Annotated in this window: 21 protein-coding genes, 1 other RNA gene and 1 pseudogene; 8 read left to right on the top strand and 15 right to left on the bottom strand. The window is 63.4% G+C overall.

Annotated features, from left to right (window positions below):
• The first annotated feature begins 3 nt into the window (after positions 1-3).
• Positions 4-891 (top strand): RNA polymerase sigma-70 factor, encoded by an 888-nt coding sequence (locus HUX88_RS21435; protein WP_176363067.1) that lies wholly within the window; start codon positions 4-6, stop codon positions 889-891.
• Between the two features lie 98 nt (positions 892-989).
• On the top strand, positions 990-1,454 hold the full coding sequence (locus tag HUX88_RS21430; protein WP_176363066.1) for a carboxymuconolactone decarboxylase family protein: 465 nt from the start codon (positions 990-992) through the stop codon (positions 1,452-1,454).
• Here HUX88_RS21430 and HUX88_RS21425 read toward each other — a convergent pair whose 3' ends face one another.
• The 4 genes from HUX88_RS21425 to HUX88_RS21410 all read right to left on the bottom strand — a co-directional run bounded on the left by HUX88_RS21425 (position 1,455) and on the right by HUX88_RS21410 (position 6,050).
• Positions 1,455-2,564: a DegT/DnrJ/EryC1/StrS aminotransferase family protein gene (locus HUX88_RS21425; protein WP_176363065.1), complete on the bottom strand. Its 1,110-nt coding sequence runs from the start codon at positions 2,562-2,564 to the stop codon at positions 1,455-1,457.
• Between the two features lie 66 nt (positions 2,565-2,630).
• Positions 2,631-2,963, bottom strand: coding sequence for a helix-turn-helix domain-containing protein (locus HUX88_RS21420; RefSeq protein WP_117015926.1), 333 nt, complete (start codon positions 2,961-2,963; stop codon positions 2,631-2,633).
• A gap of 714 nt (positions 2,964-3,677) precedes the next feature.
• On the bottom strand, positions 3,678-4,283 hold the full coding sequence (locus tag HUX88_RS21415) for a hypothetical protein (protein ID WP_147330573.1): 606 nt from the start codon (positions 4,281-4,283) through the stop codon (positions 3,678-3,680).
• 900 nt (positions 4,284-5,183) lie between these two features.
• Entirely contained in the window at positions 5,184-6,050 is an 867-nt protein-coding gene (locus HUX88_RS21410; protein ID WP_117015925.1) for a phage integrase N-terminal domain-containing protein, read from the bottom strand.
• An 854-nt stretch (positions 6,051-6,904) separates the two neighbouring features.
• Here HUX88_RS21410 and HUX88_RS21405 point away from each other — a divergent pair.
• The gene (locus tag HUX88_RS21405) at positions 6,905-7,105 is read left to right on the top strand and encodes an AlpA family transcriptional regulator (protein ID WP_229219445.1); all 201 of its coding nucleotides are present in this window, start codon (positions 6,905-6,907) and stop codon (positions 7,103-7,105) included.
• On the opposite strand, the gene HUX88_RS21400 is transcribed toward HUX88_RS21405, so the two are convergent.
• From HUX88_RS21400 to HUX88_RS32505, 3 genes are all read right to left on the bottom strand, one after another.
• Positions 7,102-8,364 (bottom strand): integrase arm-type DNA-binding domain-containing protein, encoded by a 1,263-nt coding sequence (locus HUX88_RS21400; RefSeq protein WP_176363064.1) that lies wholly within the window; start codon positions 8,362-8,364, stop codon positions 7,102-7,104. The genes HUX88_RS21405 and HUX88_RS21400 overlap by 4 nt on opposite strands.
• 161 nt (positions 8,365-8,525) lie before the next feature.
• Positions 8,526-8,885, bottom strand: a transfer-messenger RNA (tmRNA) gene (gene ssrA, locus HUX88_RS21395).
• A 189-nt stretch (positions 8,886-9,074) separates the two neighbouring features.
• Positions 9,075-9,863, bottom strand: a complete 789-nt coding sequence (locus HUX88_RS32505) for a hypothetical protein (protein WP_229219444.1) — start codon at positions 9,861-9,863, stop codon at positions 9,075-9,077.
• Between the two features lie 208 nt (positions 9,864-10,071).
• Here HUX88_RS32505 and HUX88_RS21385 point away from each other — a divergent pair, with 208 nt between their 5' ends.
• From HUX88_RS21385 to HUX88_RS21375, 3 genes are read left to right on the top strand one after another with little or no spacing between them, the layout of a single operon-like run.
• Positions 10,072-10,710 carry a TetR family transcriptional regulator gene (locus HUX88_RS21385; RefSeq protein WP_117015527.1) on the top strand — a complete coding sequence of 213 codons (639 nt, stop codon included), beginning with the start codon at positions 10,072-10,074 and terminating at the stop codon, positions 10,708-10,710.
• Between the two features lie 29 nt (positions 10,711-10,739).
• On the top strand, positions 10,740-11,039 hold the full coding sequence (locus HUX88_RS21380) for an antibiotic biosynthesis monooxygenase (RefSeq protein WP_117015526.1): 300 nt from the start codon (positions 10,740-10,742) through the stop codon (positions 11,037-11,039).
• A 39-nt stretch (positions 11,040-11,078) separates the two neighbouring features.
• On the top strand, positions 11,079-11,381 hold the full coding sequence (locus HUX88_RS21375; RefSeq protein WP_117015525.1) for a hypothetical protein: 303 nt from the start codon (positions 11,079-11,081) through the stop codon (positions 11,379-11,381).
• 7 nt (positions 11,382-11,388) lie between these two features.
• Here HUX88_RS21375 and HUX88_RS21370 read toward each other — a convergent pair whose 3' ends face one another.
• From HUX88_RS21370 to HUX88_RS21355, 4 genes are all read right to left on the bottom strand, one after another.
• Positions 11,389-13,680, bottom strand: a complete 2,292-nt coding sequence (locus tag HUX88_RS21370) for a bifunctional diguanylate cyclase/phosphodiesterase (RefSeq protein WP_176363063.1) — start codon at positions 13,678-13,680, stop codon at positions 11,389-11,391.
• A gap of 1 nt (position 13,681) precedes the next feature.
• Entirely contained in the window at positions 13,682-14,875 is a 1,194-nt protein-coding gene (gene pncB / locus HUX88_RS21365) for a nicotinate phosphoribosyltransferase (protein ID WP_176363062.1), read from the bottom strand.
• On the bottom strand, positions 14,872-15,762 hold the full coding sequence (locus HUX88_RS21360; protein ID WP_176363061.1) for a cysteine hydrolase: 891 nt from the start codon (positions 15,760-15,762) through the stop codon (positions 14,872-14,874). Before HUX88_RS21360 ends, pncB begins: the two co-directional genes overlap by 4 nt.
• A 169-nt stretch (positions 15,763-15,931) precedes the next feature.
• Positions 15,932-16,543, bottom strand: coding sequence for an FMN-dependent NADH-azoreductase (locus HUX88_RS21355; RefSeq protein WP_117015521.1), 612 nt, complete (start codon positions 16,541-16,543; stop codon positions 15,932-15,934).
• A gap of 123 nt (positions 16,544-16,666) precedes the next feature.
• On the opposite strand from HUX88_RS21355, the gene HUX88_RS21350 reads away from it, so the two are divergent.
• Positions 16,667-17,755, top strand: coding sequence for a LysR family transcriptional regulator (locus tag HUX88_RS21350; RefSeq protein ID WP_176363060.1), 1,089 nt, complete (start codon positions 16,667-16,669; stop codon positions 17,753-17,755).
• On the opposite strand, the gene HUX88_RS21345 is transcribed toward HUX88_RS21350, so the two are convergent.
• The 4 genes from HUX88_RS21345 to HUX88_RS21330 form a co-directional block, all read right to left on the bottom strand.
• Entirely contained in the window at positions 17,733-18,041 is a 309-nt protein-coding gene (locus tag HUX88_RS21345; protein WP_117015519.1) for a chaperone modulator CbpM, read from the bottom strand. The two genes, HUX88_RS21350 and HUX88_RS21345, sit on opposite strands and share 23 nt — an antisense overlap.
• A gap of 2 nt (positions 18,042-18,043) precedes the next feature.
• The gene (locus HUX88_RS21340) at positions 18,044-18,970 is read right to left on the bottom strand and encodes a DnaJ C-terminal domain-containing protein (RefSeq protein ID WP_117015518.1); all 927 of its coding nucleotides are present in this window, start codon (positions 18,968-18,970) and stop codon (positions 18,044-18,046) included.
• A 66-nt stretch (positions 18,971-19,036) separates the two neighbouring features.
• Positions 19,037-19,372 (bottom strand): beta/gamma crystallin family protein, encoded by a 336-nt coding sequence (locus tag HUX88_RS21335; RefSeq protein ID WP_117015517.1) that lies wholly within the window; start codon positions 19,370-19,372, stop codon positions 19,037-19,039.
• Positions 19,373-19,421: 49 nt separating this feature from the next.
• The gene (locus tag HUX88_RS21330) at positions 19,422-20,063 is read right to left on the bottom strand and encodes a beta/gamma crystallin-related protein (RefSeq protein ID WP_176363059.1); all 642 of its coding nucleotides are present in this window, start codon (positions 20,061-20,063) and stop codon (positions 19,422-19,424) included.
• 178 nt (positions 20,064-20,241) lie between these two features.
• Here HUX88_RS21330 and HUX88_RS21325 point away from each other — a divergent pair.
• Positions 20,242-21,656, top strand: a pseudogene (locus HUX88_RS21325) (MATE family efflux transporter).
• The last annotated feature ends 64 nt before the right edge of the window (positions 21,657-21,720 follow it).

The following is a 21,720-nucleotide window of genomic DNA, read 5'->3' as shown; positions in this document are numbered from 1 at the left end:
GCCATGACCGATACCGCCTCCCCCGCCGAACTGGCCGCCTTCGCCGCGCTGCGCCCGCGGCTGTTCTCCATCGCCTACCGCATGCTCGGCACGCGCGCCGACGCCGAGGATGTGGTGCAGGACGCGTGGCTGCGCTGGCACGGCAGCGACCAGCAGGCGGTGCAATCGGCCGAGGCCTGGCTGGTGACCGTCGCCACCCGCCTCGCCATCGACCGTCTTCGCGCGCGCATGGCGGAGCGCGAATCGTATGTCGGCTGGTGGCTGCCGGAACCCCTCGTGGAACTGGACGAGCACACGCCGGAGAGCAGCGCGGAGCTGGCGAGCGAAGTGTCGATGGCCTTCCTGTGGGTGCTGGAGCGCCTGTCGCCGGAGGAGCGCGCGGCCTTCCTGATGCGGCAGGTGTTCGAGCATGATTACGCCGATATCGCGGGCATGCTGGGCAAGAGCGAATCGGCCTGCCGGCAGATGGTGCATCGCGCGCAGGAGCGCGTGCAGCAGCAGAAGCCGCGTTTCGAGGTGCCGAAGGAGCAGCACCGCGAGCTGCTGGTGCGCTTCATGGAGGCGGCCAGGGTCGGCGACCGCGCGGCCATGAAGGCGATGATGGACGGCGACGTGCAGCTGGTGGCCGATGGCGGCGGCAAGGTCCGGGCGTTCACCCACATCCTGCACGGCGCGGGGCGCGTGGCCGGCATCTACTGGGCGCTGGAAAACGAGAATCCGAATCGCGTGGTCTATCGTCCGGCGCGCGTCAACGGCACGCCGGGATTGCTGCGCTACGTGGACGGCAAGCTGGAATCGGCGCAGTCGTTCCAGGTGGAGGATGGCCGCATCGTCGCGATCTTCATCATGCGCAATCCGGACAAGCTGACCGCGCTGCCGCAAATTATTTGAGATTTTTTTCGGTGGGCTGTCACAGAACGCGAAGCCGGGGCGTCTTACAGGTATGGAGGGCGCAATGGTGCGCCCCCGCTGACTGAAAGGCACTCATCATGAACCACGCTCCACGCATCGCATTCTTCCAACTGGCGCAAAATCAGCTGCACGCCATGATCACGATGTCCGGCACCATCAAGAAAAGTTCGCTGGGCGCGCGCCTGGTGGAGCTGATCAACCTGCGCGTATCGCAGATCAACGGCTGCGGCGTGTGCATCGACATGCACTGGCGCGACCTGATCAAGCAGGAAGCCGATCCGCGCCACCTGAACGCCGTCGCCGGCTGGCGCGAGGCGCCCTTCTTCAGCGACCGCGAACGCGCGGCGCTGAACTGGGCAGAGGCGGTCAACGCGATCCCGCACCGTCATCCGAGCGACGAGGATTTCGCCCTGCTGCAGCAGCATTTCACCGACAACGAGATCGCCGAGATCAGCTACAGCATCGCCGTGATCAAGGGTTGGAACAGCATCAACGCCAGCCTGCGCAACCAGATCCCGGAAGTGCCGGCGCCCGGCATGTGATCAGGCCTTGAGGACCTGCGCGACCACGGCGCAGACGTGGTCGACGTCTTCAAGCATCATCGCCGCGTGCAGCGGCAGGGTGACGGTCTCGCGCGCGATGCGCTCGGCGATGGGGAACTGGCCATCGGTGTAGCCGAAGCCGCGGCCGACGGTGGTCAGGTGGCAGGCTTCGTACGACATGCCGGTGCCAACGCCCTGCTCCTGCAAGGCGGCGCGGAAGCTCTTGCGCGTGAGGCCGAACTGTTCGTAGGGGATCAGCACATTGAACATGTTCCAGCTCTGGCGCGGCTGGCCGCGCGGCGGCAGCACGACACCGGACAGCGGCGGGAATTTTTCGAAGTAGCGTTCGGCCAGCGCGGCGCGTTGTTCGAGGAAGCGCGGCAGCTGCTTGAGTTGATGGATGCCGATCACCGCCGATACATCGGACATGTTGAATTTGCCGGCGGCCATGGCGACGTCGCGCGTGTCGTCCGGCAGGCGCTGGATGCCGTGGAAGCGCAGCAGGTCCACCAGCTTTGCCTCGTCCTCGCTGGCGACGACGATGGCGCCGCCTTCGATGGTGGTCATGTTTTTGTTCGGGTGGAAGCTGAAGGTGGCGATGTCGCCGAAGCCGCCGATCGGTTGGTCTTTCCAGTATGAGCCTTGTACCAGCGCGGCGTCTTCGATCACGCGCAGCTGGTGGCGTTTGGCCAGCGCGTACAAGGCGTCGATGTCGCCCAGCGCGCCGGGGAAGTGGGTCGGCATGATGGCCTTGGTGCGCGGCGTGATGGCCGCCTCCACCTGCGCAAGGTCGATGGCGCGGGTGTGCAGCTCACAATCGACGAACACCGGCGTGGCGCCGACCTTGACGATCATGTTCATCGCGGAGAAGAAGCTTTGCGCGGAGGTGATCACCTCATCGCCGAGACCGATGCCGCAGACTTGCAGCGCGATCTCCATCGCGCCCGTGGCCGACGTCAGCACGCGCGTCGGGCGGCCGTTGAAGCTTTCCGATAAGGCGCGTTCAAGTTCGGTCACATTGGGGCCTGTGGCGATCCAGTTCGAGCGCAGCACAGCGGCTACGGCCTGGATGGTGTCTTCATCGAGTTGGGGTTGGGCGAATTTGAGCATGATGGGATTCTACCAGCGCGCCGCTGGGCTTGCCGGAGCAGTCGCGCCGGGCGGCTTCGAACGACCTTACAAGTCCAGCTGCTCTAACGAGACGCCCAATACCCCGGCGATTTTTTCGCGAGTCGACTTGCGCAGCTTGGCGCTGCTCTCCTGGACTGCATAGGACGACTGTGCGATGCCCAGGCGCCCGGCAACTTCTACTTGCGTCAGCCCCAGGTGTTCGCGCCAGGCGCGGATCGGGCTGAGGCCGTCTTTGATGACCTTGCCGACTACTTCGTTCGGAACGAGACGCTCCGGCTGGCGCTTGGTCATGTTCAGATAATCGCCATAGGGGATGACGGCAAACGCCGGCAAGCCATCCGGCCCGTTCAAGAACTGAACGTGAATAGGTGCGTTCATTTCGCTTTCTCACTTGCGAGATTGTGACGATAATCGGGTGGCCACGCTGGTCAATTTCAAAAGATGGCCTCCGCTTCGCTTGTTCCGCGATCTTGCGAAGCTGACGCATGGCCTAAGGCATCCAGAAGATTGAGTTCACGAGAATTATAGCTAAAATATAGTTTTATCACACTAAAGCTATAGCAAAAACAGCGTGTTAAATTGGATCAAAGTTCTACGCAGAATTTGATGCTGAGAGGAAAAAAATCGCCTTCGGCGATTTTCCTAGTCAGACGAATCGGAGAGGGTTGCGCTTGCAGCGCAACCCGCTCGCGAGCGCCACGCATGCGGAGCGCCCCCATACGCCCCGCGTCCCGCAGTTTCGATTCCCGCCCAGCGCCAGCAATGGGATTAAAAACAAAGCCCCGCCAGGCTTGCGCCTGGCGGGGCTTTGTTTTTAATCCAGTGGTCGGCGTCAATCGAACTCAGTAAATAAATCTATTTAAAATCAATGTTTTAGAGAGAAAAAATAAGGGTCTTGAATATAAATATCCCCATCAATACCCCCTCAGCAATAGGAAGGGATGGGACCGGCTTGGTTTCAGATAAATAACTGCGGATCGGCTCTCGTCGCAAAACCTCAAACAACATGCCTACCGCTGCCAAAAGCACAATACTCATCCGACGATCAGCAGGCGTATCGTAGCTAAGCGGATTAAGGTCCAGCCTACCATCCTACTGCGCTGTATCTGCTGGACGTATTCCTGCGTATATCTTACGTTTGACATCGTTGTCCTCGATCGGGGGATACATATCGATTTGCCCGACGGCGTTGTCAATTAACGCGCCAATCAATGCTCCAGCAATTACGTTGCCTGCAACGTTCACGCCCACGCCAGCGTTTGTGTTACCACCCGACGGCATTACGGCGGACTGGACAATACGCTGTTGCACAAAACTATCGATATTGTCAGTAGTATGGATTTCTTTTTCGAAAATATGAAAGAATCGTGGCGCGTTTGCTTTGTTTTTCGGCACATAAATTCCACCGACAAATAATCGTGGCTTGGGCTGGATCACTTCGTTGGTCATCCATATAGCGCGCTCCTTGCCAAAATAGTAGACGCCATCAGCATCTTCGCTGGTTGCCGCATAAACGCCCGGAAGCGCGCCTTCTTCGCATCGCACGTGCATCCCACGGTACGACACAGTCGATATCCGCTCGTTCAGCACGATTTCTTCGTTCCGTCCGGTCTTGGAGAGATTTTCAGGCCGCGTGCTGGCGCAACCGGTAATAACGATGCAAACAATGATGGTACAAAACAATTTAACTGGATTCATCTTTATACTCGAAATGAAACTCGGTCCAGCCCTCAGGGTTGGGCTGGGAGCCACGGATATCCGGAGAGAGAAAGTTACTAAAGCATCATTGTAACTTAGTCCGGTCATATTTTTAACTTGGTCAGCAATACCCTGGAGAACCGCTTAGCTGAGGCCGCATGAGAGTTCTATTGTCACTTGTGGCCATTAGCGTCTGTGGCCAAGCGTCCACCAACTTTTTGTGGGCTGCTTGACCGCTACTTTAAAAGTTGACAGGTCCTTACGAGTTCCTGGCCAAATACCAGTTACTGGCCCAGGCACAACCCCTTCTAGCATAGGTTCGATATTGCATGCTCCGTAGATCACATCGACCCAACTCAAGCAGCCTCGCTCATTGGTAGATAAAAGCAAATTAATCTCTTCGGAAAAGTTAGAACTTAGTACCACCTCATAAAATACCCCCGCACCTGGCTACAACGATAAGAAGTCGACATCAGTTGGTACTTCAAATGCAAAGCCGTAGCATCCACAAGCACAAAGCTGCCCCACCTTGCCGACTGCGACCTGAGGGCTCAAAGCCTCAGCGAACGGTAAATCTTGCGCTAGCAAAAAATTTAGCCAATCGGCTGCGTGCTGCGGGGGAGTTCGCCATGCTGCTATTCTTTATAGGAATCTATCTAGTAGTCGGACTTAAGGTCGGACTGGTGTCCTCGATTGGCCCACTACTGTCGATACATCACAATCCGTTGAACCAACTCTTCGAGCTGGACATGTTCATCAATACCGTCCCATGCTTCTAACTGGTCGCAATTCGCCAAGTGAATATCACATAACATGCAGCATAACATCTTGCTCTTGTGAAAACTTCACGCTTTGTCACAATGCATTGTTCAGACAAACACGAGCGAGCAGCTTCTAGCGCTAACGCCCCAGATAGACTGCTGTGATTTGGCCTCGGTCGTGTCCCAGCTCTTCCGACAGCAACAAGCGCGCTGATAAATCTTTCTGCTTTTGTTCCTGACTGAGTTGATGCGAACGGGGACCGCCTCTGGCGGGGCTTTGCCTTCCCGTAAGTTGGTGGTAACGGTCCTGTGCGTAGCGATGCCGCAGTCCATGAACTCCGTGGATGCCTGCCTTGTCGCATTGTGCGCGAAAGCGCTGAAGCTGATCGCGATAACTCAGGTTAGACGGAATGAGACTACCTCCAACGGCAAACCGCTTGGCCTCATTGAGCACGGTGCGTTGTTCAGGGGTGCGGATGGCTATCTCGCGATACTTCCCACCCTTAGTCCACGTGTCCTTGAGCTTCAGTCGATCACCGTCATCGGCCAACGCTGGAACGATCTTGATGCTCTCCTCGCGCCTCAAGCCAAACGCGGACTGCAACCGCAGGGACATCGCCGTGTATGCATCCGTGATCTTCGCCAGGCACGCATCATCAAGCACCTTGGCCTTGGAGATGTTGGTAACAAAAGTGCGCTTGTCGATGTCGTAGCTGCCATTGTCGCGCACGATGATGTTGTCCTTGCCGATCTTCTGCGCCCACCATCGCATGGCACTCATACGGTTCTTCATCGTGCCGGCGCTGACGCCATCGGCCTTCCACTGCTGCACAAGCGCATCCACATGCTTGGGACGCAGACTGTCAGCACTCATATGGCGGTATCCGAGATCATGCAGCTGGTTCGCCACGTGCGAGAGTATCCGCGCGCGGTCGGACTGCGTGGCATAGCTGCCGTCACGATTGCGGTCGCACAGCTGCTTAAGTTGATAGTTCAAGTCGCGCATCGCATGCTCCTAAAATCAAACTTGGTGTGATCGAGTCAGGTGAGTGTTTCTGGCCACCGTGCTTGCCGCAGCAAGGACGGTTTGTAAAGGCCCCGGGACACCACTCCCGTGTATGCGGTATGTTCACTGCTTGCCCGCGCCGCATGCGCGTATGGCGCCGCGATCCGCTCCTTGTAGAAGCCTGATCGCGGTGGGACCAGTTACCCAGGGTCCATGGGGTGTGCCTCGCACACGTCGTCGGCCCACGAGGGGCATGATTGGCAAGCAGCGTTCTGCTGCGCTGACAGCGGTAGATCCGCTGTCACTGGCCGCCGTCACTGAGAAAACAGCGACGGAGCCCATATAGCGCTTGGTTGCTAGCGCGTCGTCACTGGCAGCAGGCCGCCAGTAACGACGCGCGATTTGCGCCGCAGACTATGGCGGCGTATCGACATGCACGCGGCGGCAGATCGCCGCGTGAGGTGGGGACGGTGCGTGAATGCGCACGATGTGACGCGCATCGTCCTCGAGGGAAGGATGCGCAATATGGATGCAGCCTATCCAGGCTGATCGCGGGCTCGCTCAAAGGCGAAGCCGATCTAAGATGAAGCTATGCACGAATGCATTATCTAAGGGCGCGTGACGAGCGCAGACGCTTGGCGTGATGCCAAGTTGCGCGAAAGGCGATCCCTTCGCGTCGAAAAGCATATTGTCCTCCACCTGGCACCGTGCCGGCATCACCGGTATAAAATATTCGCCGATTTATTTGTCGAACGCTGATGGGAAAAGGCCCGCGATAAACCCGCTCATTTCGACTGGCACTTGCACGGACAACGGCGCATCGTATCGTATCCAAACAAACGAAGGAGGTAATCATGGAACCTACGAATATGCACCTGATACGCTTACCCGAAGTGCTCGCGATCTGCGGGCTTTCGCGCAGCACGGTCTACGCTTACGCCAAGCGCGGGCAATTCCCGAGCCAGATCAAGATCACACCCAATGCAGCGGGATGGGTGAAAGAGGAAGTGCAGGCATGGGTCGAGAGCCGTGTTCGCGCAAATCGTGGGCCCTAGTGGCGTGCGGCGTCGAGCGGGATAATCCGAGCACCACTTTGCGCGGCGTGCAGCATATCGCCCCACCAACGATAGAGCAGAACCCGCTGCGCGAAACGTTCGCCCCGGTCGTAGGCGCGTACAACTTCGTTGTCGTGGGCGTGATCCAGCGCCAGCTCCACTACATCGCGCTCAAAGCCGTTGTCGCGCGCCAGTGTAGAGAAGGCGCTGCGCCAGCCATGCGGTGAATGCTTGCCAGCGAGGCCAAGTGTCACTCGGTAGACCTTCTCGACGGATTCACGGCCTATATGACGTGCTCCCGTTGGTGACGTGAACACGTAGAGACTTTTGCGCGAGCACGTCATGGTCTGCCACTGGCGCATCTCTTCAGCGATCTGCGTGCACAGCGGGATGCGATGATCGATCGCCCTGCTGACTACCTTCATTTTAGAACGCGGAATTATCCAGGTCGGCTGTTCATCGTCGAGATGAAATTCGCTCCACTCTGCCTCAACGATATTTCCGATGCGCGCGGCAGTGAAGGCGCATAACCTATGGGCCAGCCGCACGGCGTTCGACAGCCGGGCCAGTTCTGCACGACGCAGAACATCCCCAAGCGATGGCCAGTCAAGCAAGGCAGCCATATGGCCGCCGTTCTTCTTGCGTGGCAGTATCTCTTTGACCGGTGCGGCCGGGTTGTCGCGGCATAGCCCTTTTGCCTGCGCGTAGCGAAATACGCCGTTGAGATGCTGCAGGATACGAGAGGCTGTTTCCAACACGTCCCGATTCTGGATCGTCTGAATGGTCGTCGCAACCATGGCCGGGGTGACGGCGCTAATCGGCAGTTTGCCCAGCAAGGGAAAAACGTCGCGTTCGAACGCCCGAGCGGACTTGACGTGGTGCGTCTCGCTCCACTCCGTCCGTTTCATATTCAGCCAATCTCCGGCCACCACTTCGACGGTATGGCCGGCAGCAGTAGAGCGGGATACGCGCGCCAAGCGACGGCTATCAACAGGATCTTTACCTGCCAAAATTTTTGCCTTGACCTCGCCCCATTCCAGCCGAGCGGCGGCAAGCGATATCAGCGGGTACGGACCGATGGAATAAACTTTCTCCTTGCCGTCCAGCCGATACTTGATGCGCCAGGTCGGATTGCCGGCTTGCGTGATGAACAGATACAGGCCGCCGCCGTCGGCTAACTTCCGGCCAATTTCAGCTCTGGCAACAAAAGCCTTTATCGCCTTGTCAGTCAATTTCCCTGTCGCAATACCCCCGCGCATGCTACGACCCTCCATCTGTTTTTGGAGAATACCCCCACTAAGCCCCCCGCAGTTTTGAGCTGGCACAGGAAAACTAGGTATGCCCGGAGACGTCTCCCAGAGGGAGACCCAAAGAAAAACGCCGTCACGAGGACGGCGTTGGAAGGTCTTGCATTGTTCAGTGGTGGAGTCGGCGGGAATCGAACCCGCGTCCGCAAGCACTCTACAGACAGTTCTACATACTTAGCACTATCATTTAATTTAACCAGTACAACACGGACGTGCACGTTTTGGACTAGCGATTCACCTTAGATTTAACGCCGCTTCAAGTGACCCGTTGCAGCGCGATTCCCTGTAAATGACTCCATGACTTTTAACGGTCCGCCCCAGGGAAGAAGCGTTTAGGAGCTAACAGCAATTAAGCTGCCAGTGCGTACGAGTTATCGTTTGCAGTTAAGTTTTTCTGGGTGTATTTACGAGGTAACCAGCCCTCGGTATGCCCTGCTCTGCTTTGCAACCCACGTCGAAGCCAGGTCGACCCCACAGAACTCCATTCTACCGCACTTTCCCCGACCGCGCACACCCCGCTCGGCGAGACGTCAAACGCCCGTCATATTTGCCCGTTATGATGAGCGCAGTTCTCACACAGAACGACCATTTAGCGCCTCCCAGAGGCGGCTACTACCGGCGCCGGCGGTCGGGAAATATACCGGCACCAACACCCCCATTCGCTAAAGAACCCCGGTCCTGGCCAGCAGACCGAAAATTCCCAGGAAGCTAGAGATGATCAGCGCGACCAGCCAACGGAACTGGGCATCGCTGCGATCCATGCGCTTCTGGCTTTCGTAGATCAATGTGTCGATACGGGCGTTGGTCTCCCTGTGCATATTGTCAATGCGACTGCTGATATCCCTATGCATGCCGTCCAGCCGCGCAGTGGAGTCTCTCTGCCACTCGTGGATTTTTGCGTCCACTGCCAAGAAGTGATCTGCGGTTTCCCTACGGACCTGTTCAAACTTGACATCGACGAGCTTGAAATTATCAGCGGCTTCCTTGCGGACCTGCTCAATTTTGGCGTCGACATGCTTGAAATTGTCCGCCATTTCCTTACGGACCTGCTCAATTTTGGCGTCAACATGCTTGAAATTGTCCGCCATTTCCTTACGGACCTGCTCAATCTTGACTTCAACCAGCTTGAAATTGTCAGCACTTTCCTTACGAACCTGTTCAATTTTGGAATCGACTAACCTGAAATTGTCCGCTGTTTCCTTGCGAACCTGCTCAAAATTGTCCTTTGCTTCCTTTCTGACCTGCTCAATCTTGGCATCCACCATCTTGAAATTGTCGGCAGTCTCCTTGCGCAACTCGTCAATCCGCACGCTGACGTCGCGACGCGTCTCATCTATCCGGGTATTGACTTCCTTGAAGCCCAAGCCCAGCTCCTGCCTCAACGTCTCTATCCCCGGTTCCATATCCTTATCCTCGATACCGCGATCGCCATTGTCAAGCTGAGCTAACACGATATTTTTTCGCCTTCATCACACGGCCCCTACCCTGTCCGGATAGCTTAATGCCGCCTCCAAGCCACACTACTGATCTGCCTCAAGCCCCTCCTTGCGCAGCGTTGTTGCAACGCAGCACAAACCACCCGCTCCGCACGGTTTTTCTCGGTGCGAAGCGGACGCTGCATTAAAATGAAAGCCACACTCCCCGAACCTGATCCACATCATGTCCGACGCCCTAGCCGCTCCCGCCCCGAAGAAACGCGGTCGGCCCCAGAAAGGGGAAGGCGGCGGCTTGCGCGCGGAGTTGCTGGAAAAGTCGGCCTTGCTGTTCCGCACCAAAGGCTACGACAACACCACCGTGCGCGAGATCGCGGCCGCCGCCGGCATCCAGGCCGGCAGCTGGTTCTACCATTTCAAGTCGAAACAGGACATCCTGACCGCCATCATGGAACAAGGCCTGGCCCGCTCGCTGGCCGAGATCGAGGCCATCGCCAGCCAGCCGCTGCCGCCGCGCGACCTGCTGCGCCAGCTGGTCGAGGCCCATCTGCATACGCTGCTGGCGCCCGACCATCATTTCATCGCCGTGCTGCTGTACGAATGGCGCTCGCTGGACCAGCCCGCGCGCGATCGCATCGTCGCCCTCAAGGACCGCTACGAGGCGGTGTGGGACGAGGCCATCGCCGCCCTGCACCGCTCCGGCGACTGGGCCATGCCTTCGCAGTTCGACCGCCTGCTGATCTTCGGCGCGCTGAACTGGACCGTGCAATGGTACAAACCGGGCAGCGGCGTCGACGTCAAGCAACTGGCCCAGCAGGCAATGCTGTTCATCTTGCGCACGCCGGCCGCGCTTGAGGCACAATAGAGGCGTATCTTGAAAGGAATGCCCCTACTATGATCTATGAAATCGCCGAGTTGTACATTAAGCCCGAATCCCATACCGCTTTCCAGGCCGCGGTGGCCGAGGCGGTCCCCGTGTTCAAGGCCGCCACCGGCTGCCTGTCGATGCGCCTGGACCGCGACATCGAAACGCCGGACACGTATCATCTGGTGGTGGGCTGGCAGACGCTGGACAACCATGTGGTCGATTTCCGCGGCAGCGAGGGCTTCCTGGTCTGGCGCGGACTGGTGGGCAGCCATTTCGCCCAGCCACCGAAAGTGGAACATTTTGAAACCGTGGTGGCCGGCTTTTAACGCCAACACGACTGTGCAGTCTCAAGACGGAGGCTAATCATGACACGTACCATCCACCGCAATTTCGAGCAGGTGACCGACGCCGAAAGCGCCCGCAGCGCGCTGCTGGCGAGCGGCTTCCCGCCGTCCTGCGTCAAGCTGACCAAGCATGTGACGCTGCCGCCGAGCGTGTCGACCAGCATGGTCGGCAACCTGCTCGATTCGCTCACGCCGGGCGGGCCGGCCGCTGCCGCGCACGCGCGCGAACGCAGCGGCGCCATGCTGACCATCGATATCTACGATGCGGACGAGGGCGCGAAGGCGGACGCCATCATGGGCGAGTTCGGCGCCAATCCGGCCTGAACCGGGATTAGCCGGCCAGCGCGCCGCCGGCGGCCGCTTCGGCCTGCTCGCGGCGCATCCATTCGCCGGCGTCGGCCACGGTCAGCGGCCGGGCGTAGAAGAAGCCTTGCAGCGCGTGACAGCCGCAGTCACGCGCGGACACCGCCTGCTCTAGCGTTTCGATGCCTTCGGCCACCACCTGCAGGTCGAGCGCGGCGGCCAGTTGGCAGATCGCCTTGACCACCGCCACCGCGTCCGGCGCCGGCAGCGGGTCGATCAGGCCACGGTCGATCTTGACCCCGCTGAGCGGCAGCTGGCGCAGCATGCTCAGCGACGAGAAGCCGGTGCCGAAATCGTCCATCGCGACGTCGATGCCCAACGCGCTCAATTGCTGCAGCTGCAGCCGCGTGTCGTCGAGGTTGTCGACCGCCGCGCTTTCGGTGATCTCCAGCGTCAGGCAACGCGGCGGGATGCCGGTGTCGACCAGGATGCGCTCGACCAGCTCCAGGAACCCCCGGTTGAGCAGCTGCATCGGCGAGACGTTGACCGCCACCGGCACGCAGTCGCCCTGGTCGGCGCACCAGATGGCGATCTGGCGGCAGGCCTGTTCCAGCAGCATGCCGCCCAGTTCCGGGATCAGCCCGGTGCGCTCGGCGATGGCGATGAACTCCACCGGGCTGACCGTGCCCACGCCCGGCCGCAGCCAGCGCGCCAGCGCCTCGAAGCCCAGCAGCCGGCCGCTGACGGCGTCGATCTTGGGCTGGTAGTCCAGGTAGATCTCGCGGTTGCGGATGCCCTTGCGCAGCGCCTGCTCGTTGTCCAGGCTCTTGCTCGACATCTGCTCGAAGCGCTGCTCGGCCATCGCCAGCGCGGTGCCTGGCGTGCGCTTGGCCTGGTACATGGCGGCGTTGGCGGCGCGCAGCAGCGCTTCGGCGTTGCCGGCGTTGTCGGGGAACACCGCCATGCCCATCGAGGCGTCGATGAAGTATTCGCCGGCCGGCACCTTGACCGCCTGCAGGCAGGCGTTGTGCAGGCGCTCGGCGATGTCGTCGGCGTTGCCCTCGTCGGGATCGACGATGGCGAATTCGTCGCCGCCCAGCCGCATCAGCTCGGCCCGCGCGCCGAGCGCCTCCTTGAGCTTGGCGGCGAAGGCCTTGAGCACGTGGTCGCCCGTCACGTGGCCCTGGCTCTGGTTGAACAATTTGAAGCGGTCGATGTTGAGCACCACCAGCGTGCAGTGCAGCGAGCCGTCGGCCAGGTAGCAGTATTCCTTCAGGCGCTGGATCAGCACGGTGCGGTTGGGCAGGCCGGTGAGCTTGTCGTGCGTGGCCTGGTGCACCAGCGCGCGGGCGCTGGCGTTGCGCTCGGTGTCGTCGGTGATCAGGATCTGGGTGGCGCCCACCCCGTCCCATTCGACCCGCCACGCCTCGAAGCGCAGCTCCAGCTCGCGCCCGCCGGCCACCTCGCGCCGCCCTTCCCAGCTGGCGATGTCGACTTTGCCCTCCTGCAGCAGGCGGTGCTGGCGCAGCAGCTGTTCGTCGCTGAAGCTCTCCGGCGGCAGGTCGGCGATCACCGTGAAGTTGCCCTGCCCCAGCGGCAGGCCGTAGATGGCGCGCACCGCCGGATTGGCGTACAGGATGCGCTTGCCGTCGGTGACCACCACGCCCTGCACCGAGTGCTCGGTCAGCAGCTGGAAGCGGGCCGCCAGCTTGCCGGCCTCGCGCAGCCCGCCCTCCAGCGCGGACAGCCCGTACAAGATGCCGATGCCGGCCCGCAGCAGCACGGCGGCGCACAGATTGGGCGCCATGCCGGCGTCACCGTACACCACCAGCAGCAGCTGGCTCAGGCCGAGCAGGATCAACTGCGGCCCCAGCCACCGTTCCAGCCGATGGCTGCGCCACAGCCAGCGCGCGGCCAGCGCGCCCAGGACGGCCAGCACGGCCAGGTCCCACAGCGGCCACCAGCGCAGCTGGCCGGCCGGCTCGGGCGCCAGCACGGCGGCGGCGGTGCCCAGCGCGATCAGCGCGGCGGCCGCGCGCGGCAGGCGGCGCCCGGCCAGCCCGCTCACGCTGACGGCCAGCAGCAGCAGGTTGGGGATGGCGCCGGCCAGCATCAGCACCGGCCCCAGCATGGCGTACGGCGCCGGCGCGGCGTCGCGCATCAGGTAGCCGGCCGACAGCAGCGCGGCGCACAGCATCGAGCCGCTCATGTCGCGCAAGTGGACCTGGCCGCGGTGGCGGCGCCAGACCAGCAGCAGCCCCACCCCGATCACGACCAGCATCGCGGCGTTGGTCAGATAGAGGTAGCGCAGGCCGTCCATGTCAGGCCGCCGGGTGGTTGAACACCTGGCGCAGATAGGCCAGGAAGGTTTCGTCCTTGCACAGGGTCTTGCCCGGCGAGTCGGACAGCTTGGCCACCGACTGGCCGTTGCAGCACACCAGCTTCATGACGATGTTCAACGGCGTCAGGCCGACGTCGTTGGTCAGGTGGGTGCCGATGCCGAAGCCGGTCATGATGCGGTCTGCGAAGTGGCGGTACAGCGCCATCGCGCTCTGCAGGTTCAGGCCGTCCGAGAACACCAGGCGCTTGGTGTTGGCGTCGATGCGCAGCGCGCCGTAATGGGCCAGCGCCTTCTCGCCCCACACCACCGGGTCGCCGGAGTCGTGGCGCAGGCCGTCGAACAGCTTGGCGAAGTACAGGTCGAAGTCGTCGAGGAAGGCGTCCATGCCGACCACGTCGGTCAGGGCGACGCCGAGGTCGCCCCGGTATTCCTGCACCCACGCCTCCAGCGAGGCCTTCTGGAAGTCGCGCAGCCGCACGCCGAAGGCCTGGAACGATTGCATGTATTCGTGCGCCATGGTGCCGATCGGGACCAGGCCGAACTTCATCGCCAGGTAGACGTTGGAGGTGCCCTTGAAGTATTGCGGCACCTCGCGCGCCAGGCGCTGCACCACCTCATCGTGCCAGGCGCTGGAGTAGCGGCGGCGGGTGCCGAAGTCGGAGAATTCAAACGGGTTGCGCCGCGCCGGCTCGGCGCCGAAGGCTTTCAGCGCGGCGATCTTCTCGTCCAGGCGCGCGCGGCCCTCGGCCAGCGCGGCCTCGCGGTCGAAGCGGCGGAAGTACAGCTCGTTGACGATGTACAGCACGTAGATCTCGAAGCCCATCACGTGCACCTGCGGGCCGGCGGCGTGGATCACCAGCGTGTCGCCGTCGGCGCGCACGTCGATGAATTTGCGCTGGAAACGGAACACCGTGAGGAAGTCGACGAAGTCGCTCTTGATGTAGCGCAGCGAGCGCAGGTAGGCCAGCTCGTCGTCGGCAAAGCTCATCGAGCACAGGTGGTCGAGCTCGCGCTCGACCTCGGGCAGCAGCTCGGCCAGCGGATAGGCGGTGGCGTTGCGGCAGACGAATTCGTATTCGGTGTGCGAGTTCGGATGGCCGTGCAGCAGCGCCTGCCACATGGTGAACTTGTACAGGTCGGTTTCCAGCAGGCTGCGGACGATGGGCTGGCTCATGCGTCGTCCATTCCCAGCGCGCGGCCGGCGTTGGCCAGCAGCTCGGGCAGCACGTCGGCCGCCTGCCGCAGCTGCACGCCGCGCGCCTGCATCGCCAGCAGGAAGGCCTGGTATTGCGGCTCGAAGCCGGCGACCGGGCTGATGCAATCGGTCAGCAGCACCAGCTTGGACAGCGGCTGGTCGCCGAAATGCTCGACGATGTGCTCGACCGTGGCCTTGACGCAGTGGCTGCCGGCCTCGCCGGCGATGTAGACCTGGTCGGCCTCGGCCAGCGAGGCGATGAACTTGGTGTTGAGCTGGGTGTCGGGGTCGTCGGCGTCCGGCACCTCGGCCATGACGGCCGAATAGTGCTCGGTCCACGGGTTGGAGCCCTTGGCCAGCTTGGCGACGATGCCCAGCGCGGCCTCCTCCCAGGCGCCGTAGGCGGCGCGCACGTCGTCGTGCACGTTGTTGCCCCAGGTGCCGATCTCGCAGTGCACCGGCCACACCATCAGCCGGTAGCGGCCTGCGGCCTCCAGTTTGTCGAGGTAGTTCAGCGCCAGCGGCAGGGCGGCCGGATGGCGCGGCAGGTATTTTTCGGCGCGCACGTCGGCCGCGCCGATCTCGGTGAACGGCGCCACCGGCGCGCCGTCGCGGGCGATCCAGAAGGTCGGGTGGGCGATGTCGAAGCGGTGGTGCGAGTCGAGCGTGATGCTGATGGCGGTCAGGCCGGCGCGGCCGCGGTTGATCAGGCCGGCCAGGCGCAGCATGTCCTGGTGGGCGCCGGGCACCGGCAGCGCCGGCGCGCGCGGCGCGCGGGTGGCCGGGTCGAGCGGCAAATGGCTGGCCGGCAGGTCGCAAAAGTCGTTTTGCGGATCGATCACCAGCAGGTGCAGGTTACGTTTCATTGGAGCTCCGATGCTTGCTTCACTGTATATGATTTTGCCCGATAGCGCGGGCCGACAGTGATGATTATCTGCCAAGCCGCGTGAATTTGTGCAACCCGGCCGCCGGGGGCGAAAAAAAACTCCCCGCCGGCACCGGCCGACGGGGAGTTTGCGCGCGGAGCGGCGCGGCTTAGGCGGCCAGCGCCTCGATCTTGCTGCGGCCCTTGGCAACGGCGGCGGCCACCGCTTCCTCGCCCATGGCCACGCCCTCGGCCACCACGAAGGTGACGTCGGTCATGCCGAGGAAGCCCAGCACGGCGCGCAGGTAGGTGGTGACGTGGTCGTAGCCGGCGGCGGGGCCTTCGCTGTAGACGCCGCCGCTGGCGACGAACACGATCACTTTCTTGCCGTGCACCAGGCCCTCGGGGCCGTTGGCGCCGTACTGGAAGGTGCGGCCGGCGCGCGCCACGTGGTCGATCCACGCCTTCAGGCCGGAGGTGACGGAGAAGTTGTACATCGGCGCGCCGATGACGATGGTGTCGGCGGCCAGCAGCTCGTCCACCAGCGCGTCGGAGGTCTTGATGGTGTGGGCCTGGTCGGCGTTGCGCTGCTCGGCCGGGGTGAAGTAGGCGCCCATCATCTGCTCGGTCAGGTGCGGCACGGGGCTGCTGGCCAGGTCGCGGGTGACCACGGTGCCGGTCGGATGGGCGGCCTGCCACTTGGCCACGTACTCGCCGCCCAGCTGGCGCGACAGGGAACCGTTTTGACGAACACTGCTGTTGATGTGAAGGATGCTTGCCATGATGTCATTACCTTTCGTGTGGGGAGTGATTGCAATCATCATAGAACGAGTTTAATATCGATGAAACTGGCTAAATTTAAATCCTACCTATCGATATATTCGATATCCCTCACAAGGCAACGTATGCGCGACCCCGGCCTCCCCTCCCTCGACCAGCTGCGTGTGTTCATCGCCGTCATCGACCACGGCGGCTTCGCCCACGCGGCACGGGCGCTGCACCGCACGCAGTCGGTGATCAGCTACACCATCGCCAACCTGGAGGAGCAGCTCAACGTCGCGCTGCTGGACCGCAGCAAGCGCAAGCCGGTGCTGACCGAGGCCGGCAAGGCGCTGCTGGCCGACGCCCGCGCGGTCTCGCTCAAGGTGGACGGCATGCGGGCGCGCGCCAAGGCGCTGTCGGCCGGGCTGGAGGCGGAGGTGTCGGTGGTGGTGGACGTGATGTTCTCAACCTGCAAGCTGGTGCGTATCCTGCACGCCTTCCAGCAGGAGTTCCCGACCGTGGCGATGCGCCTGCGCACCGAGGCGCTGGGCGCCGTCACCCAGCTGGTGCTGGAGCGCGAATGCCACATCGGCATCAGCGGCTGGATGCCGGGCACGCAGGACGTCGTCGAGCGCCAGAGCTGCGGCTACGTGACCATGGTGCCGGTGGCCGCGCCCGACCATCCGCTGGCGCAGATCGAGGGCGTGATCCCGAGCGCGGTGCTGCGCGAGCACACCCAGCTGGTGCTGACCGACCGCAGCACGCTGACCAAGGGTCAGGACTTCGGCGTGCTGGCCTTGCGCGACTGGCGGCTGGGCGACCTCAGCTCCAAGCACGCGCTGCTGCGCAGCGGTATCGGCTGGGGCAATATGCCGGTCGAGTTCGTGCAGTGGGACCTGGACGCGGGGCGGCTGGTGCAGCTGCAGATCAGCGAGGGCAGCGCGTTCAGCTTCCCGCTGTACGTGATACGGCGCGGCGACGAGGAGCCGGGCCCGGCCACGCGCTGGCTGATGCAGCAGTTCCTCGACGTCGAGCAGCCGGCGGTGCCGCCGCCCAACCACGACATGCGGCCGGCGCCGGTGGCGGGCGATCCGGGCGTCAGCCACATGTATCACCGCCTGAGCGATCCGCCCAGGGAGGCCAAGCCGTCGAACAAGCCGGGGCCGCCGCCGCTGGGCGCGTCCCCGCCCGGCGTGGCGGCGCCGGCCCCTATTTCACTCCGGCGGCGCTGAGCTTGACGCGCAGGCGGCGGATCTCTTCCGACAGGTCGACCACCAACGCGGCGACGTCGTCGTTGGCGTCGAAGTCGCGCTCGATCTGGCACAGCCGGCGCGCACGCACCAGGTCGGCGCTGGTGAAGCGCCAGGCCACGTGGTCGCCGTCGGCGCTGTCGAGCAGGATGCCGGTGCGTACCCGCTGCACCACCCAGTCCGGCTCCACGGCGCAGGCCTGCGCCAGTTCCTCCACGGTCAGCGCGGCGTCGTCGATCAACACCGCGTCCAGGATCGCTTGTCCCATGTTCATCCTCCCGCGCGCGGATTGAACGCCAGTTCGCGCGCCATCGTTCGATACAGTTCGCGTGCCTTGTCGGTGGTGGCCGGCGGCAGCACCACCTCCAGCAGCAGGTACAGGTCGCCGGCCGTCTTGCCGGGGATGCCGCGCCCGCGCAGGCGCAGCTTGCGCCCGCTCTGCGAGCCGGCCGGCACCGTGACGGTGACCTTGCCGGACGGCGTGTCGACGTCGATCTCGCCGCCCAGCGCCAGCTCCCACGGCGCCACCGGCACCGTCTCGTAGACGTCGCGGCCGTCGATGCGGTAGCGGGCGTTGGGGCGGAACTGGATTTCCAGGTACAGGTCGCCCGGCCCGGCCGCGCCCGGCTGACCCTGGCCCGACAGGCGCAGCTGCTGGCCGGCCGTCACGCCCTTGGGGATGTTGACGCTGAGGTTGCGCTCGCGCGTGAGGATGCGGTCCTGGGCGTCCCGCTCGGCCACCGTCAGGCCGATGGTGCGGGTGGCGCCGTGGTAGCTGTCGGCCAGGTCGATGCTGATGCTGGCGTGGCTGTCCTCGCCGCGCCGGGGCGCCTGACGCCGGCGGCCGCCGCCCAGGTTGGCGAACAGGTCGGCGAAGAAGTCGCTGCCCATGGCGTCGCCGCCGAAGCCGCCGCCATTGCCGTTGCCGAAGCCGCGCCCCCAGTCCGGCGGCGGGCGGAACTCCTGGCCGGCGCGGTACTGGTGGCCGCGTCCGAGCTCGTCGTAGGCGGCGCGCTTCTCGGCGTCGCCCAGCACGCCGTAGGCCTCGTTCAGCTCCTGGGTCTTGTGCTGGGCGTCGGCCTCCTTGCTGACGTCCGGATGGTATTTCCGGACCAGCTTGCGGTAGGCCTTCTTGATCTCCTCCTCGGTGGCCGTCTTCGGCACACCCAGGGTCTGGTAGTAATCCTTGTATTCCACGTTGCGCGCTCCCGTCTTGCGTCCGTCACAGTCTAGCGCCGATCGCTGATCGGCGGCATCCGTTTGTCACTTCTGTACGCGTTTGTCCTTGGCGGGCGGCCTCGCTTCGAGCTCGCGCACCGAGGACATCATGTCGTTGAAATTCTTCAGCTCGGCGTATTCGCCCTTTTCCAGCACCAGGCAGCGGCCCTTGTAGTGCTTGTTCTCGCACACCTCCCAGGTGCCGCTCTGCACGACCACGCTGGAGGTCTTGTCGTTGAAGCCCAGCTTGTCCAGGTCGGGCTCCGAGCCGTGCAGCTGCAGCGCCGGCCCGCCGAAATGCGTACGCGTGTAGAGCGTGATGTCGCCCGCCTGCGCCGCCGCGGCGGCGCCCAGCAGGGTGGCGCAGACAAGTCGTTTCATGACAGGGTCTCCAAATCGGGATGGTGGCCTGCATGATAGCGCATGGCGGTCAACGTATCCGGCGCAGCGACGAAATGCGGTTGTTCATATTGTCCAGGTATTCGTAGCGGCCCGGCTCCAGCACGATGCACTGGCCGCCATAGTCGGCGTGCTCGCACAGCTCCCAGCGGCCCTCGTTGACGATGACCGAGCTGGCCTGGTCGTTGAAGTCGTACTGGTCCAGCGTACGCACCGCGTCGCGCAGGCCCAGCTTGGCGCCGCCGAAGCCGGACTTGGAGAACAGCACGATCGGTTCGCGGTGGTGGCCGTAGCCGTAGCCGCCGTCGCGGTCGCCACGGCGGTCGTCGTCGCGGTAGTCGCGGCCGCCGCCGTTGCTGATCTCGCGCACCGACGAGATGACGTCGTTGAAACCGTCCAGCACCGGATACTCGCCGCGCTCGACCACCATGCAGCGGCCGCGGTATTCGGAATGCTCGCACAGCTGCCAAGTGCCGGAACGCACCACCACGCTGGAGGCGCGGTCGTTGAAGCCCAGCTGGTCCAGGTCCGGCACGCTGCCGCGCAGCGTCAGCGGCGGGCCGGCGAAGTTGGAGTGGGTGAACAGCGTCAGCTCGCCCGCGTGCGCGGTGGCGGCGGCCGCGACGGCCAGGACAAGGGCGGCGCGGGTCAGACGGTGCAGGAATGGTTTCATGATGAATATCGCTCAGGTAAAAAGTTGAACAGCCGGTGCCATGCACGGACAACGCTTATGCTAGCGCGTTGGCCGACAAGGCAATATGGCTAATTTGCAAGAAAATGTAATGATACAGCGCGGCGGAGCGGTCCGGGCCGGGGTAGAATTGTTGCCCGTCCATTCACGACCGCCGCACATGCCAGACCCGTCTCCTCCCCACTCCCTCCGCCGCGAAGCGGCAGCCCTGTGGCGCCTGGCCTGGCCGATGCTGATCGGCCAGCTGGCCACGGTGGGCATGGGCGTGGCCGATGTGGCGATGACCGGCCACGCCAGCGCCGACGAGCTGGCCGCCGTGTCGCTGGGGGCGTCGATCTGGTCGATCGTGCTGGTCACGGTCAGCGGCACCATGATGGCGATTAACAGCGTGGTGGCGCACGATGTCGGCGCCGGCGAGCTGGGCAAGATTCCGCACGCGGTGCGGCAGTCGCTGTGGAAGGCGCTGGGCGTGGGCGTGCTGGCCATGCTGCTGGCCAACCTGGCCACCGTGCTGTTCGGCCACCTGCACCTGACGCCCTATGTGCAGGGCCAGGCCACGCTGTTCGTGCACGCGATCAGCATCGGCCTGCCGCCGTTCGCCGCCTACCGCGCGCTGTACGGCTACAGCACCAGCATCAACCAGACCAAGCCGGTGATGCTGATCGCCATCCTGGGCCTGTGCTTCAACGTGTTCGTCAACTGGCTGCTGGTGTTCGGCCACTGGGGCCTGCCCAGGCTGGGCGGGGTCGGCTGCGCGGTCGCCACCGGCCTGTGCATGTGGCTGATGCTGGCCGCCATGCTGGCCTGGATGCGCGTCGCGCCGGCCTACCGCGCCACCTATCCGTTCACCCACTGGGAATGGCCGTACTGGCCGGAGATCCGCTCGATGCTGCGGCTGGGGCTGCCGATCGGGGTCACCTATTTCGCCGAGGTCAGCGCGTTCGGCGCGGTCAGCCTGCTGATCGCGCGCTACGGCGTGGTGCAGATCTCGGCGCACCAGATCGCGCTGAATTTCTCCTCGCTGGTGTTCATGGTGCCGCTCAGCTTTGGCATCGCGCTGATCACCCGCGTCGGCCAGGCGGTGGGCGAAGGCCGGCCGGCGCGGGCCCGCTACGTGGCTTGGACCGGGGTGGGCATGTCGCTGGCGTTCGCCGTGCTGTCGGCGCTGTTCATCGTGCTGTGCCGCCGGCAGATCGCCGCCGCCTACACCTCCGACCCGGCGGTGCAGGAACTGTGCGTGCAGCTGCTGCTGTTCGCCGCGCTGTTCCAGCTGTCGGACGCCACCCAGGTCGCGACCTCGTGCGCGATCCGCGGCTACAAGGTGTCGCGCCAGCCGATGCAGATCCAGCTGCTGGCGTTCTGGGGCTTCGCGCTGCCGCTGGGCTGCTGGCTGGGGCTGGCCCCGCAATGGCTGCCGTGGGCGCCGGCGCAGCAACCGGCGTGGCGGCGGCCGGCTTCTGGATCGGGCTGGTGGTCGGGCTGACGGTGGCGGCGGTGCTGTTGAGCGGGGCGCTGCAGCGCCTGACGCTGGAGCGGGCGCGGGCCGGCGCGCACGCGGGCGCCGCGCACGCCTGAGGCGGCGGGCGCCGAAGGAAAAACGGTTTTCCGCCGTGGATTCAGAACATTGCCGTCTCGCCAC

Source organism: Duganella sp. BJB1802, assembly GCF_013369445.1.
GTDB lineage: Bacteria > Pseudomonadota > Gammaproteobacteria > Burkholderiales > Burkholderiaceae_D > Rugamonas > Rugamonas vulcania_A.
This window is presented reverse-complemented; position numbering and strand designations above follow the sequence as displayed.